This is a genomic window from Pseudomonas sp. S44 (assembly GCF_016624805.1).
GTDB classification, from domain to species: domain Bacteria; phylum Pseudomonadota; class Gammaproteobacteria; order Pseudomonadales; family Pseudomonadaceae; genus Aquipseudomonas; species Aquipseudomonas machongensis.
In genome coordinates this window covers 177,203-190,519 of sequence record NZ_JACVTY010000005.1, presented here as the reverse complement: position 1 = coordinate 190,519, position 13,317 = coordinate 177,203, and the positions used below count along the sequence as shown (strand labels likewise).

12 protein-coding genes are annotated in these 13,317 nt (G+C 64.3%); 6 read left to right on the top strand and 6 right to left on the bottom strand.

All coding sequences use genetic code 11. From position 1 onward, the window contains the following. Positions 1 to 157: 157 nt before the first annotated feature. The 5 genes from IAE40_RS06915 to choX all read right to left on the bottom strand — a co-directional run bounded on the left by IAE40_RS06915 (position 158) and on the right by choX (position 4,312). Complete coding sequence (locus IAE40_RS06915; protein WP_153772445.1) at positions 158 to 415, bottom strand: hypothetical protein; 258 nt, start codon at positions 413 to 415, stop codon at positions 158 to 160. Between the two features lie 342 nt (positions 416 to 757). Continuing rightward, positions 758 to 1,234: a thioesterase family protein gene (locus IAE40_RS06910; protein ID WP_125930970.1), complete on the bottom strand. Its 477-nt coding sequence runs from the start codon at positions 1,232 to 1,234 to the stop codon at positions 758 to 760. A 10-nt stretch (positions 1,235 to 1,244) separates the two neighbouring features. Further along, positions 1,245 to 2,210, bottom strand: a complete 966-nt coding sequence (locus IAE40_RS06905; protein WP_112897137.1) for an L-carnitine dehydrogenase — start codon at positions 2,208 to 2,210, stop codon at positions 1,245 to 1,247. A 142-nt stretch (positions 2,211 to 2,352) separates the two neighbouring features. Further along, positions 2,353 to 3,240, bottom strand: a complete 888-nt coding sequence (locus IAE40_RS06900) for a 3-keto-5-aminohexanoate cleavage protein (protein WP_054891720.1) — start codon at positions 3,238 to 3,240, stop codon at positions 2,353 to 2,355. Positions 3,241 to 3,367: 127 nt separating this feature from the next. After that, positions 3,368 to 4,312 (bottom strand): choline ABC transporter substrate-binding protein, encoded by a 945-nt coding sequence (choX, locus tag IAE40_RS06895; RefSeq protein ID WP_054891721.1) that lies wholly within the window; start codon positions 4,310 to 4,312, stop codon positions 3,368 to 3,370. Between the two features lie 148 nt (positions 4,313 to 4,460). Between choX and IAE40_RS06890 the strand changes: the two genes are divergently transcribed. Further along, entirely contained in the window at positions 4,461 to 5,405 is a 945-nt protein-coding gene (locus IAE40_RS06890) for a GlxA family transcriptional regulator (RefSeq protein WP_153772442.1), read from the top strand. Positions 5,406 to 5,459: 54 nt separating this feature from the next. On the opposite strand, the gene IAE40_RS06885 is transcribed toward IAE40_RS06890, so the two are convergent. Further along, positions 5,460 to 5,861, bottom strand: coding sequence for a lysozyme inhibitor LprI family protein (locus IAE40_RS06885; protein ID WP_054891723.1), 402 nt, complete (start codon positions 5,859 to 5,861; stop codon positions 5,460 to 5,462). Positions 5,862 to 6,136: 275 nt separating this feature from the next. Here IAE40_RS06885 and IAE40_RS06880 point away from each other — a divergent pair, with 275 nt between their 5' ends. The 5 genes from IAE40_RS06880 to etfA all read left to right on the top strand — a co-directional run bounded on the left by IAE40_RS06880 (position 6,137) and on the right by etfA (position 13,309). Then, the gene (locus tag IAE40_RS06880) at positions 6,137 to 7,114 is read left to right on the top strand and encodes a dipeptidase (protein ID WP_009404077.1); all 978 of its coding nucleotides are present in this window, start codon (positions 6,137 to 6,139) and stop codon (positions 7,112 to 7,114) included. Between the two features lie 213 nt (positions 7,115 to 7,327). Beyond that, complete coding sequence (locus IAE40_RS06875; RefSeq protein WP_054891724.1) at positions 7,328 to 7,858, top strand: DUF5943 domain-containing protein; 531 nt, start codon at positions 7,328 to 7,330, stop codon at positions 7,856 to 7,858. A 15-nt stretch (positions 7,859 to 7,873) separates the two neighbouring features. Further along, complete coding sequence (dgcA, locus tag IAE40_RS06870) at positions 7,874 to 9,934, top strand: dimethylglycine demethylation protein DgcA (protein WP_054891725.1); 2,061 nt, start codon at positions 7,874 to 7,876, stop codon at positions 9,932 to 9,934. A gap of 187 nt (positions 9,935 to 10,121) precedes the next feature. Beyond that, the gene (dgcB, locus tag IAE40_RS06865; protein ID WP_153772441.1) at positions 10,122 to 12,077 is read left to right on the top strand and encodes a dimethylglycine demethylation protein DgcB; all 1,956 of its coding nucleotides are present in this window, start codon (positions 10,122 to 10,124) and stop codon (positions 12,075 to 12,077) included. Beyond that, positions 12,077 to 13,309 (top strand): electron transfer flavoprotein subunit alpha, encoded by a 1,233-nt coding sequence (etfA, locus tag IAE40_RS06860; protein ID WP_200602901.1) that lies wholly within the window; start codon positions 12,077 to 12,079, stop codon positions 13,307 to 13,309. Before dgcB ends, etfA begins: the two co-directional genes overlap by 1 nt. Positions 13,310 to 13,317 lie beyond the last annotated feature (8 nt).

Sequence of the window (13,317 nt, the reverse complement as noted above, 5' to 3'; positions counted from 1 at the left end):
CCTGTGGGAGACGGCGGCGCTTTCTTCGCGGGTAAACCCGCTCCCACAGGGGGCGCGTGACCCCTGTGGTAGCAACTGTCTTGCTCAAAATCTGAAGGCCAGACCAATCCCTGTGGGAGCGGGTTTACCCGCGAAGCAGGCGACTCGGTCTAAAGGTTCAGCCCCGCTTGTTGAACTGCGCCAACGCCGGCAGCAGCTGCTTGTCGATCGCCTGACGTACCGCCGGCAGGATGGTCGCGCTGCCGGTGTACATCTGCTCCACCATTCCCTTCAACGCCCGGGCATTGGGCTCGGTCAGCCCGCGCACCACCACTTCGCACGCCTGCTCGGCGCTGGCACCGGCCGGAATGTCGAACCCGCGTGCGCGCAGGTGGCCCAGCAGGTCGTCCTGGTCGATCAAATCCGCATGCATCATGGTTGTAGTCCTTGTCTGGTGCCGTGATTTACGACTGATTCTGTGACCAGTACGACAACCTCGCAAGGGCATAACGTCGCGATGGCCGCTTTGGCTAAGAACAGGTCGTTCCCGGCTAAATCAGGCAGAAGGGAAGTGAGCACACTGGAGTCATTCACGGCACCGAGGGTTTGGTCACCCTCACTTCACGCACAGTGGATGTTGCTCGCTCTCGACCCCGGACGCTCACGGCTTCCGGGGCTTTTTTTTGGCTGTCTGTGGGAGCGGGCTCGCCCGCGAAGAAGACAGCGCGCTGTCTTGCCCCGGCCGGGCCGGGGGGCGCGGGCGGCCTCGGGAGAGGCTTCAGGTTCGTGCAGGCAAACCGATCACCCGGCCCACGAACTCGGCAGGTGCCTGGTCACGCTGCTCATCCACCAGCCCTTGCAGCAACGCGGCACTACGCTCGCTGAACGGCGCCGACTTCGGCCCCGCCAGGTCCACGTGCAGCAGCATCTGCTCGCTGGCCGACAGGGCTTCGTCGAAGCCTGCGCGGTGCAGCGTGTGGTACAGGTGCAAGCGCTTCTTGTCGAAGCCGATGATCTGCGTCTGCACCCAGACCTCGGTGCCGAGCTTCACCTCGTGCAGATAATTGATGTGCGCCTCCAGGGTGAACAGCGAGTTGCCGCTCTGACCGCGGCTGTCGGCGTCCAGACCGATGCGCTCCATCAGCGCATCGGTGGCGTAGCTGAAGATCAGCAGGTAGAAGGCATCGCGCAGGTGCCCGTTGTAATCGACCCAGTCTTGCTGAACCGGGGTGCGGTAGGTGATCAGTGCGGGCATCGCAGTCTCCTCAGTCGCCAAAGGCCATGCCGTGCTTGGCCTTGCTGTTCTTCACAGCGTCCAGCACCGCCAGCAGGGTATCGTCACGATAGCGCTCCAGCGCCGCGATGCTGCGTTCGCCCAGTTGTTCGGAGGTGCCGTCGACCACGTCGTCGATCAGCTTGTCGGTCAGCTCTGGCGCTGGCAGGTAGGTCCAGGGCAGCTTCAGCGCCGGGCCGAACTGCGACATGAAGTGGCGCATGCCTGCATCGCCACCGGCCAGCGTGTAGGTGAGGAAGGTGCCCATGAACGACCAGCGCAGACCCGCACCAAAGCGAATCGCATCGTCGATCTCGCCAGTGCTGGCCACCCCGTCGTTGACAAGGTGCAGAGCCTCGCGCCACAGCGCTTCGAGCAGACGGTCGGCGATGAAGCCCGGGACCTCCTTGCGCACATGCAGCGGGCGCATGCCCAGCGCGGTGTAGATGCTCTTCGCTGCCTCGATGGCTTCAGGCGCGGTGTGCTTGCCGCCGACGATCTCCACCAGCGGCAACAGGTACACCGGGTTGAACGGGTGGCCGACCACGCAGCGCTCGGGGTGGGTGGCCGACTCATAGAACTCGCTGGGCAACAGGCCCGAGGTGCTGGAGCCGATGATCGCATCGGGCTTGGCCGCGGCGCTGATCTTGGCATGCAGGTCGAGCTTGAGATCCAGGCGCTCGGGGGCGCTTTCCTGGATGAAATCGGCGTCGCGTACGCATTCCTCGATGGTGGCGACGAACTTCAGCCGCTCTTGTGCGGCGCCCGGTGCCAGACCTTGTTTTTCCAGGGCCGGCCAGGCGTTGGCGATACGTTTGCGCAGGGCCTGCTCGGCGCCGGGTGCAGGGTCCCAGGCGATCACGTCCAGGCCATGGGCCAGGGCGCGGGCGACCCAGCCGCTGCCGATGACGCCGCTACCGAGGGCGGCGAAGGTTTTGATGTCGGTGATGAAGGACATGTTGGTCTCTCTATGTGCTTGAGGTTGGCGCGGGCCCTGTAGGAGCGGTTTCACCCGCGAACACCGGCGCAGCCGGTGCCATCCACCGCGTCGCCTGCTTCGCGGGCAAGCCCGCTCCCACAGGGATCGCGGCGGGGCTGTTTTATCCGCGACGCTTGAGATTCATTTTTTCGCGCCCTTCGGCCGGGGTCAGCACGCGGCCACCGAGGCGCGAGATGATCTCCACCGCGCGTTCGACCAGTTGACCGTTGCTGGCCAGCACGCCACGGTCGAGGTAGAGGTTGTCTTCCAGGCCCACGCGCACGTTGCCGCCCAGCAGCACCGCCTGTGCGGCCATCGGCATCTGCATGCGGCCGATGCCGAAGCCTGCCCAGGTGACGTTGGCCGGCAGGTTGTCGACCATGGCCTTCATGGTGGTGGTATCGGCAGGCGCACCCCATGGGATGCCCAGGCACAGCTGGAACAGCGGGTCTTCGAGCAGGCCTTCCTTGATCATCTGCTTGGCGAACCACAGGTGGCCGGTATCGAAGATTTCCAGCTCCGCCTTCACGCCAAGCTCGGTGATGCGCTTGGCACCCGCGCGCAGTTGCGCCGGGGTGGAAACATAGATCGAGTTGCCGTCGCCAAAGTTGAGCGTGCCGCAGTCCAGGGTGCAGATTTCCGGCAGCAGCGCCTCGACGTGGGCCAGGCGCTCCAGCGGGCCGATCAGGTCGGTGCCGGCGCCGAAGTCCATCGGTGCTTCGCCCGGGCCGATCTCCAGGTCGCCGCCCATGCCGGCAGTCAGGTTGACGATCACGTCCACGTCAGACTCGCGGATACGCTCCATCACTTCGCGGTACAGCGCGACGTCGCGGCTGAAGCGACCAGTCTGTGGGTCACGGACGTGGCAGTGGACCACGGTAGCGCCGGCCTTGGCGGCCTCGACGGCGGCTTCGGCGATCTGCTTGGGGGTGACCGGGACCAGGTGGCTCTTGGCAACGGTGTCGCCGGCTCCGGTCAGGGCACAGGTGATGATGACGTCGTGGTTCATGGGGTAAATCCTTCAGGCTTGTCTGTTCTGTGAGTTCGGTGTTGGGCTTTTCGCGGGCAGCCCGCTCCTACATGCTCATGGCATGCGCATAACCTGCAGGAGCGGGATTGCCCGCGAAGAGGCCGGGTCAGTTGGCGGTGAGCTTGAGGTTGTCAGCTGCCGGCTTGCCGTCGAAGGTGGTCACGCCCTCAAGCCAGCGGGCCTTGTCTTGCGGGTGGTCCTTGAGCCACTGGCGTGCCGACTCCAGCGGGTCCTTGTGATCGAGCAGCGGCTGCATCATGCGGCTCTCGTCCTCGGCGCTGAATTTCAGGTTGGCCAGCAGGCGGTTGGCGTTGGGGCAGCGTTCGGCGTAGTCGGGCGCGGTGACGGTCCACACCGTGGCACGGCCTTCGTCCGGGCCCAGGGCGTCCTGGCTGTCGCCCAGGTAGACCATGTCGATGTTCACGTTCATCGGGTGCGGCGCCCAGCCAAAGAACACCACGGCTTCATTGCGGCGCACGGCACGATCGACGGCGGCAAGCATGCCGGCTTCGCTCGACTCGACCAGCTGGAACTTGCCCAGGTCGAACTTGTTGCTGGCGATCATCGCCTTGATCTGGGTGTTGGCGCCCGAGCCTGGCTCGATGCCGTAGATCTTGCCGCCCAGTTCCTTCTCGAACTTGTGGATGTCGGCAAAGCTCTTCAGGCCCTTGTCGGCCAGGTACTTGGGTACTGCGAGCGTGGCGCGGGCGTCTTCCAGGCTGGGCTGGTCGAGGACCTTGACCTGCTTGGCATCGACGAACGGGGTGATGGTCTGGGTCATGATCGGGTTCCAGTACCCGAGGAACATGTCCAGGCGCTTGTCGCGGATGCCCGCGAAGATGATCTGTTGCGAGGCGCTGGTCTGTTTGGTCTGGTAGCCCAGGCCGTCGAGCAGGACCTGGGCCATGGCGCTGGTGGCGATGACGTCGGTCCAGTTGACCACACCGAGGCGCACGTTCTTGCAGGCGGCGGGCTCGGCGGCGAACAGCGGGGTGACCACGGTGGTGCTGAGAGCGAGGGACAACAGGCTGCGGCGGATAAAGCGATGCATGGTGGCTCTCCATCGGCAGTGCGTATTGTTATGGGATCCGGCCTCTGCGGGCCGTGGGAAAAAAGTTACGCCCATGGCACAGTGGGCAATCGCACGCTGGCGACCAAGAGTTGCACTGCAGCGACCACCCACTTCCCAGGAGTAAGCGATGCCGGAAACGATCCAGTTTCTTCTCTTGCCGGGGTTTTCTGCGTTGGGCTTCATCAGTGCGGTGGAGCCCTTGCGGGTGGCCAATCGCTTTCGGGGAGCGCTGTATCGCTGGCAGGTGCTGAGCCTGGACGGCGGCCCGGTGCAGGCCAGCAACGGCATGTCGGTCAATGCCGACCAGGCGCTGTCTGACAGAGAGCGGGGAGGGATGCTGCTGGTTGTCGCCGGCTTCGAGCCGCTGGCCTGCTACGGCCCGGTGCTGCAACAGGCGCTGCGGCGGGTAGAGCATGATGGCGGCACGCTCGGCGGTATCGATACCGGTGCGCTGGTGCTGGCCGAGGCGGGCCTGCTCGACGGCTATCGCGCAACCTTGCACTGGGAGGCGTTGGAGGCGTTCAAGGAGCGTTATCCGCGCCTGCAGGCGACCCAGGAGCTGTTCGAGATCGACCGTCGACGGATCACCTGCGCCGGGGGGACCGCCTCCATCGACCTGATGCTCGACCTGATCGCCCAGGCCCACGGCAGCGAACTGGCGATCCAGGTGTCGGAGCAGTTCGTGGTCAGCCGCATCCGGCCGCGCCAGGATCACCAGCGCATGGAGATCGCCACCCGCTACGGCATTCGCAACAAGAAGCTGGTGAAGGTGATCGGCGAAATGGAGCGCAACACCGAGCAGCCGCTCAACACCCAGATACTGGCCGATGCCGTGCAGGTGACCCGTCGCCAGTTGGAGCGCCTGTTTCGCCTGCACCTGGACGACACGCCCAGTGGTTTCTACCTGCGACTGCGGCTGGACAAGGCTCGGCAACTGCTGCGCCAGACCGATATGAGCGTGCTTGAAGTGGGGGTAGCGTGCGGGTTCGAGTCGGCGTCGTATTTCACCCGCTGTTATCGGGCGCGGTTCGAGCGCTGCCCGCGGGAGGACAGGTTGGCCAGGGCGGTTTGATGGGGTCAGTGCTGGCTCTTTCGCGGGTTTGCCCGCGAAAGGGCCATTAGAGAATCACTGTTGCCCCACCGACTGCAGATACTCCGAGCGCTCGTCGCTACGCTGCGCCACGCAGGTATTCCACGCCGCTTCAAAGGCCTTGCTGCCAGGTTTCTCGGCATAGGTCTCGACCTTGCAGTCGGCATCGCGCAACTGGGTCCAGAGCTTCTCGGCCGCCTCCATGCGTCCGCTGAGCGCAACGGCCTTGTCGTTTTCATCCGCGTACTGGTCACGGATGCGCTGGATCAGGTCGTCGTAGGCGGCCTTCAGTTCGCGTTCGGCGGTCTGCTTGTTGTACGCCGCGCACGCATAGGTCTGCTGGTCGGTCTCGACATTGTCGCAGGGCGTGCTTTCTTCTTCGGCGGCCTGGGCGCCCAGCGCCACGAACAGCAGTACCAGCCATGCCTTTGATTTCATCCGTTTTCTCCTGAACAGGCTGACGAATCGTCGAGATTCTCGCTCAGCCTAGAGCCGGGTGGTAGAGGGCAAGGAAAATGTTCATGAACGGTTCTTGTCGAGACTTGCTCTCATTGCCAAGCGGCGTGCCAGAGCATGCCATGTCGCTCATTGACGCTTTCGGCAAACCCCCTGTCGTTTTTGCATCGGGGCGACAAGGGCCGCAGGCATATGCTGGCCCCAAAGCGCCGGCACACGATTCGGCGTCGCCCAACTCGACAAAAGGGGACAGCCTGATGAGCCCAGCCGAATTACACGCCGACAGCATCGTCATCGATGGCCTGATCATCGCCAAGTGGAACCGCGAGCTGTTCGAAGACATGCGTAAAGGCGGGCTGACCGCAGCCAACTGCACCGTGTCGGTCTGGGAAGGTTTCAAGGCCACGGTCGACCAGATCGCCGCCAGCCAGAAGCTGATCCGCGAAAACAGCGACCTGGTGATGCCGGTGCGCACCACTGCCGACATCCGCAAGGCCAAGGAGCTGGGCAAGACCGGCATCCTCTTCGGCTTCCAGAACGCCCATGCCTTCGAAGACCAGATTGCCTACGTCGACGTGTTCAAGCAGCTGGGCGTGGGCATCGTGCAGATGTGCTACAACACCCAGAACCTGGTCGGCACCGGTTGCTACGAGCGTGATGGCGGTCTGTCGGGCTTCGGCCGCGAGATCGTCGCCGAGATGAACCGTGTCGGCATCATGTGCGACCTCTCGCATGTGGGTTCCAAGACTTCCGAGGAAGTCATCCTCGAATCGAAAAAGCCGGTCTGCTACTCCCACTGCCTGCCGTCGGGCCTTAAAGAGCACCCGCGCAACAAGTCCGATGAAGAGCTGAAGTTCATCGCCGACCATGGCGGCTTCGTCGGCGTGACCATGTTCGCGCCGTTCCTGGCCAAGGGCATCGACTCGACCATCGACGACTACGCCGAGGCCATCGAGTACACCATGAACATCGTTGGTGAAGACGCCATCGGTATCGGCACCGACTTCACCCAGGGCCATGGCCAGGACTTCTTCGAGTACCTGACCCACGACAAGGGCTACGCCCGTCGCCTGACCAACTTCGGCAAGATCATCAACCCGCTGGGCATCCGCACTGTGGGCGAATTCCCCAACCTCACCGAAACCCTGCTCAAGCGCGGCCATTCCGAGCGCGTGGTACGCAAGATCATGGGCGAGAACTGGGTGAACGTACTAAAAGACGTCTGGGGCGAGTGAGTACTGCTGGGGCCTACCGCGCGCACCGATCGCTGCGTCAGGCCCTCACGAAAAGCTCGCCGTGCCTCGGCACTGTCTCGCTTTTCGCTTCGGCCCTTCCTTGCGCTCGGCGCGCTCGCTACGGCCCCAACAGCACTCACTGCGGCTGTTTATAAAAGCAAAAGCCAAAGCGGCTTTTGACCGAATCCAAAAATTTTATGGAGTTGAGTTTCCATGGCCAAGATCGCCCCGCAATTGCCAATCGAAGTCGACAGCGAGACCGGTGTCTGGACGTCCGATGCCCTGCCGATGCTGTACGTACCGCGGCATTTCTTCGTCAACAACCACATCGGTATCGAGGAGGTGCTGGGCGCCGACGCCTATGCCGAGATTCTCTACAAGGCCGGCTACAAATCCGCCTGGCACTGGTGCGAAAAAGAGGCCGAGTGCCATGGCCTGGAAGGCGTGGCGGTGTTCGAGCACTACATGAAGCGCCTGAGCCAGCGTGGCTGGGGCCTGTTCGAGATCCAGGACATCGACCTCGACAAAGGCACATGCAGCGTCAAGCTCAAGCACTCGGCGTTCGTCTACGTGTATGGCAAATGCGGCCGCAAGGTCGACTACATGTTCACCGGCTGGTTCGCCGGTGCCATGGACCAGATCCTCGCTGCCCGTGGCAGCTCGATCCGCACTGTGGCGGAGCAGGTCTATGGCGGTTCTGAAGAAGGTCACGAAGATGGCCTGTTCGTTACAAAGCCGTTGTAAGCCGGAGAGAGCGTCATGGCATTCGAAGCAATGTTCCAGCCGATCCAGATCGGCAAGCTGACCATCCGCAACCGGGTGCTCAGCACCGCGCACGCCGAGGTCTACGCCACCGACGGCGGCATGACCACCGAGCGCTACGTGAAGTACTACGAAGAGAAGGCCAAGGGCGGCATCGGCCTGGCCATCTGTGGCGGCTCGTCGGTGGTGGCCATCGACAGTCCGCAGCAATGGTGGGCCTCGGTGAACCTTTCCACCGACCGCATCATTCCGCACTTCCAGAACCTCGCCGACGCCATGCACAAGCATGGCGCCAAGATCATGATCCAGATTACCCACATGGGCCGTCGCTCACGCTGGGACGGTTTCCACTGGCCCACGCTGATGTCGCCGTCCGGCATCCGCGAGCCGGTGCACCGCGCCACCTGCAAGACCATCGAGGTGGAAGAGATCTGGCGGGTGATTGGCAACTACGCCCAGGCCGCGCGCCGGGCGAAGGAAGGCGGACTGGACGGCGTGGAGCTGTCGGCGGTGCACCAGCACATGATCGACCAGTTCTGGAGCCCGCGGGTCAACAAGCGTACCGACGAGTGGGGCGGCAGCTTCGAAGGCCGCATGAAGTTCGGCCTGGAAGTGCTCAAGGCGGTACGCGCCGAGGTCGGTGACGATTTCTGCGTGGGTATGCGTATCTGCGGTGACGAGTTCCACCCCGATGGCCTGAGCCACGAGGACATGAAGCAGATCGCCGCGTACTACGACGCCACCGGCATGATCGACTTCATCGGCGTGGTCGGTTCGGGTTGCGACACCCACAACACCCTGGCCAACGTCATCCCCAACATGAGCTACCCGCCGGAGCCATTCCTGCACCTGGCGGCCGGCATCAAGGAAGTGGTCAAGGTCCCGGTGCTGCACGCGCAGAACATCAAGGACCCGAACCAGGCCACGCGTATTCTCGAAGGCGGCTACGTCGACATGGTCGGCATGACCCGTGCGCACATGGCCGACCCGCACCTGATCGCCAAGATCAAGATGGGCCAGATCGACCAGATCAAGCAGTGCGTCGGTGCCAACTACTGCATCGACCGTCAGTACCAGGGCCTGGACGTGCTGTGCATCCAGAACGCCGCGACGTCCCGTGAATACATGGGCGTGCCGCACATCATCGAGAAGTCCACCGGGCCGAAACGCAAGGTGGTGGTGGTCGGCGCCGGCCCTGCCGGCATGGAGGCCGCACGGGTGGCCGCCGAGCGTGGCCATGACGTCACCGTGTTCGAGAAGAAGGAGCAGATCGGCGGGCAGATCACCATCGCCGCCAAGGCACCGCAGCGCGACCAGATCGCCGGCATCACCCGCTGGTACCAGCTGGAGTTCGCGCGCCTGAAGGTCGACCTGCGCCTGGGCACGGCGGCAGACATCGCGACCATCCAGGACCTGCGCCCGGACATCATCGTGCTGGCAGTGGGCGGTCATCCGTTCATCGAGCAGAACGAGCACTGGGGTGCCGCCGAAGGGCTGGTGGTCAGTAGCTGGGACGTGCTCGACGGCAAGGTTGCGCCGGGCAAGAACGTGCTGGTGTACGACACCATCTGCGAATTCACCGGCATGTCCACCGCCGACTTCATCGCCGACAAGGGCAGCCAGGTCGAGATCGTCACCGACGACATCAAGCCGGGCGTAGCCATGGGCGGCACGACCTTCCCGACCTACTACCGCAGCATCTACCCCAAGGAAGTGATCATGACCGGGGACATGATGCTGGAGAAGGTCTACCGCGAGGGCGACAAGCTGGTGGCGGTGCTGGAGAACGAATACACCGGGGCCAAGGAAGAGCGTGTGGTCGACCAGGTGGTGATCGAGAACGGCGTGCGTCCGGACGAGGAGCTGTATTACGGGCTCAAGGAGGGTTCGCGCAACAAGGGCCAGATCGACATCGATGCCCTGTTCGCGATCCAGCCGCAGCCGATCCTCAGCCAGCCTGGCGAGGGCTACCTGCTGTACCGCATCGGCGACTGCGTGGCCCAGCGCAACGTGCATGCGGCGATCTATGACGCCTTGCGGCTGTGCAAGGATTTCTGATCGCACAGGCATGAACACCGCCGCCGAGGGCGGGATTGGCCCCCTGTGGGAGCGGGTTTACCCGCGAATGCGTCAGTACTGACATCACCGTTGCCTGAACGGACGCATTCGTGGGTGAACCCGCTCCCACAGGGTCCGCGCCGCACTTGAGAGTGGCGCAAGAATCCAGCTGTTGTGGGAGCCTCCCATGTTGAACACCCTTCTACCCATCCTGCTGTTCGCCGCGCTCGCCCTGGCGGTGCTCGGCGCCCTGCGCCGCGTGCGCATGTGGCGGCGCGGGCGGCCAAGCAAGGTCGACCTGCTCGGTGGCCTGCTGGCCATGCCGCGGCGTTACCTGGTCGATCTGCACCATGTGGTCGAGCGCGACAAGTACATGTCCAAGACCCACGTCGCCACTGCAGGCGGCTTCGTGCTGTCGGCGCTGCTGGCGATCCTGGTGCACGGCTTCGGCCTGCAGAGCAAGATCCTTGGCTACGCACTGCTGGTGGCCACGGTGATCATGTTCAGCGGCGCGATCTTCGTCTTCAAGCGTCGTCTGAATCCGCCCGCGCGCCTGTCCAAGGGCCCGTGGATGCGTCTGCCGAAAAGCCTGCTGGTGTTCGCCGCGAGCTTTTTCATCGCCACCTTGCCGGTCGCGGGCATCCTGCCGGCCAATACCGGCGGCTGGGTGATGGTCGGCATTCTCGGCCTTGGCGTGCTGTGGGGTGTGTCGGAGCTGTTCTTCGGCATGACCTGGGGCGGGCCGATGAAGCACGCCTTCGCCGGTGCCCTGCACCTGGCCTGGCACCGCCGTGCCGAGCGTTTCGGTGGCGGCCGCTCCACTGGTCTCAAGCCGCTCGACCTGGAAGACCCGAACGCACCGTTGGGTGTGGAGAAACCGGTCGATTTCACCTGGAACCAGCTGTTGGGCTTCGACGCCTGCGTGCAGTGCGGCAAGTGCGAGGCGATGTGCCCGGCATTCGCCGCCGGCCAGCCGCTGAACCCGAAAAAACTCATCCAGGACATGGTCATCGGCCTGGCCGGTGGCACCGATGCGACCTTTGCCGGTAGCCCGTACCCCGGTAAACCGGTGGGTGAGCACGGCGGTCATCCACACCAGCCGATCGTCAGCGGCCTGGTCGATGCCGAGACGCTGTGGTCGTGCACCACCTGCCGCGCCTGCGTCGAGGAGTGCCCGATGATGATCGAGCACGTCGATGCCATCGTCGACATGCGCCGTCACCTCACGCTGGAAAAGGGCGCGACGCCGAACAAAGGCGCCGAGGTGCTGGACAATCTGATCGCCACCGACAACCCCGGCGGCTTCAACCCCGGTGGGCGGATGAACTGGGCCGCCGACCTGAACCTGAAACTGCTGTCGGAGGTGAAGACCACCGAGGTGTTGTTCTGGGTCGGTGACGGCGCCTTCGACATGCGCAACCAGCGCACCCTGCGTGCCTTCGTCAAGGTGCTCAAGGCCTCGGGTGTGGACTTCGCCGTGCTGGGCCTGGAGGAGCGCGACAGCGGAGACGTGGCCCGCCGCCTGGGCGATGAAGCGACCTTCCAGCAACTGGCCAAGCGCAACATCCAGACCCTGGGTCAATACCGCTTCCAGCGCATCGTCACCTGCGATCCGCACAGTTTCCATGTACTGAAGAACGAATACGGCGCCCTGGGCGGCGAGTACCAGGTGCAGCACCACAGTACCTACATCGCCGAATTGATCGCCGCCAACAAGCTCAACCTCGGCCAGCACAAGGGCGGTAGCGTGACCTACCACGACCCGTGCTACCTGGGGCGCTACAACGGCGAGTACCAAGCCCCGCGCGACGTGCTCAAGGCCTTGGGTATCGAGGTGCGCGAGATGCAGCGCTCGGGCTTCCGTTCGCGTTGCTGTGGCGGCGGCGGCGGTGCGCCGATCACCGATATCCCAGGCAAGCAGCGCATTCCCGACATGCGCATGGATGATATCCGCGAGACCGAGGCCGAACTGGTGGCGGTGGGTTGTCCACAGTGCACGGCAATGCTTGAAGGTGTGGTCGAACCGCGGCCACAGATCAAGGACCTGGCCGAGTTGGTCGCCGATGTGCTGATCGAGGACGACGCCCCCGCCGCCGCGAGCAAATCGAACCAGGTAAAACGTGAACCTGCGGAGGTGCACTGATGAGCGACATCATCCGCCGCGATCCTCGCGCCGAGTGGATTGCCCGTAACCGCCTGCATCCGCTGCACGCGGCGATGCAGACGCAACAGACCCGCTGGATGGGCCCCCATGGGCTCATCCGCAAGAATCCTCACGCCATCGCCGCTGGTTTCATCGGCCCCAGTGGCCTCAAGCGTATCGACCGCAGCGGCGCCCAGCAGGGCACGGCGATCGGTGGTCGGCGCACGGCAGCCGCCGAGGTGCAATTGCCCTTGCATCAAGTGGCGGATCCGGCGTTCTACATCTCCGTGGTGCCTGACATGGTCGGTGGCCGCCTCGGCAGCCACGACCGCGACCTGCTCGGCCTTGCCCGCAGCCTTGCCGGCAGTGACGGTGCGGTGCTGGCGGTGGTGTTCGGTGAACACAAGGAAACTAACTTTTCCACAGCCGGCGTCGACCGCCTGCTGGTCATTGAAGGCGAAGCGTTCGAAGGTTACGTGCCCGAGCAGCTTGTCCAGGGCTTGCGGGCTGTGGATAACCAGTTCGCGCCACGACACTGGCTATTACCCGACAGCCGCACCGGTGGCGGCGAACTGGGTCGGCGTCTGGGCGCCGCCTTGGGCGAGCGCCCGGCCACGCGGGTCTGGCAGATCAAGGACGGCCAGTGCATCGGCCGCGCCGGTGCCGGTCAGCAGGACCTGCAGAGAGGTCTGCCGCGCCTGATCCTGGCCGCCGCCGAATGCGCCGAGCCGGTCAGCGAAACCCGTCACGAAGCGTTGCCGGTGGAGTTGTCCACAGGCGTGGCGCGCAGCCTGTCGCGTATCGAAGACCTGGGGCCAGTCGCGGTGGATCCTGCCTCGATCGCCATGGCCGAGTCGGAATTCATCGTCTCCGGTGGTAACGGCGTGAAGGACTGGGAGCTTTTCCACAGGGCGACCGTGGCGCTTGGCGCTACCGAAGGCGCTTCGCGGGTGGCGGTGGACGACGGCTTCATGCCGCGCAACCGCCAGGTCGGGGCCACCGGCACCTGGGTCACGGCGCGGGTCTACGTGGCTGTGGGTATCTCCGGGGCGATCCAGCACCTGCAGGGGATCGGTGCCTGCGACAAGGTGGTGGCGATCAACATGGACCCCGGCTGCGACATGATCAAACGGGCCGACCTGTCGGTGATTGGCGACAGCGCGGCGATTCTCCAGGCGCTGATCGAGGCTGTGGACAACTACCGCAGCGGCGCTCAGCGCGACGCGGCATAAGGGCACGA

Coding starts and splice junctions, on each gene's coding strand:
- IAE40_RS06915 (WP_153772445.1), bottom strand. CDS start 415: ATGATGCATGCGGATTTGATCGACCAGGACGACCTGCTGGGCCACCTG.
- IAE40_RS06910 (WP_125930970.1), bottom strand. CDS start 1,234: ATGCCCGCACTGATCACCTACCGCACCCCGGTTCAGCAAGACTGGGTC.
- IAE40_RS06905 (WP_112897137.1), bottom strand. CDS start 2,210: ATGTCCTTCATCACCGACATCAAAACCTTCGCCGCCCTCGGTAGCGGC.
- IAE40_RS06900 (WP_054891720.1), bottom strand. CDS start 3,240: ATGAACCACGACGTCATCATCACCTGTGCCCTGACCGGAGCCGGCGAC.
- choX (WP_054891721.1), bottom strand. CDS start 4,312: ATGCATCGCTTTATCCGCCGCAGCCTGTTGTCCCTCGCTCTCAGCACC.
- IAE40_RS06890 (WP_153772442.1), top strand. CDS start 4,461: ATGCCGGAAACGATCCAGTTTCTTCTCTTGCCGGGGTTTTCTGCGTTG.
- IAE40_RS06885 (WP_054891723.1), bottom strand. CDS start 5,861: ATGAAATCAAAGGCATGGCTGGTACTGCTGTTCGTGGCGCTGGGCGCC.
- IAE40_RS06880 (WP_009404077.1), top strand. CDS start 6,137: ATGAGCCCAGCCGAATTACACGCCGACAGCATCGTCATCGATGGCCTG.
- IAE40_RS06875 (WP_054891724.1), top strand. CDS start 7,328: ATGGCCAAGATCGCCCCGCAATTGCCAATCGAAGTCGACAGCGAGACC.
- dgcA (WP_054891725.1), top strand. CDS start 7,874: ATGGCATTCGAAGCAATGTTCCAGCCGATCCAGATCGGCAAGCTGACC.
- dgcB (WP_153772441.1), top strand. CDS start 10,122: ATGTTGAACACCCTTCTACCCATCCTGCTGTTCGCCGCGCTCGCCCTG.
- etfA (WP_200602901.1), top strand. CDS start 12,077: ATGAGCGACATCATCCGCCGCGATCCTCGCGCCGAGTGGATTGCCCGT.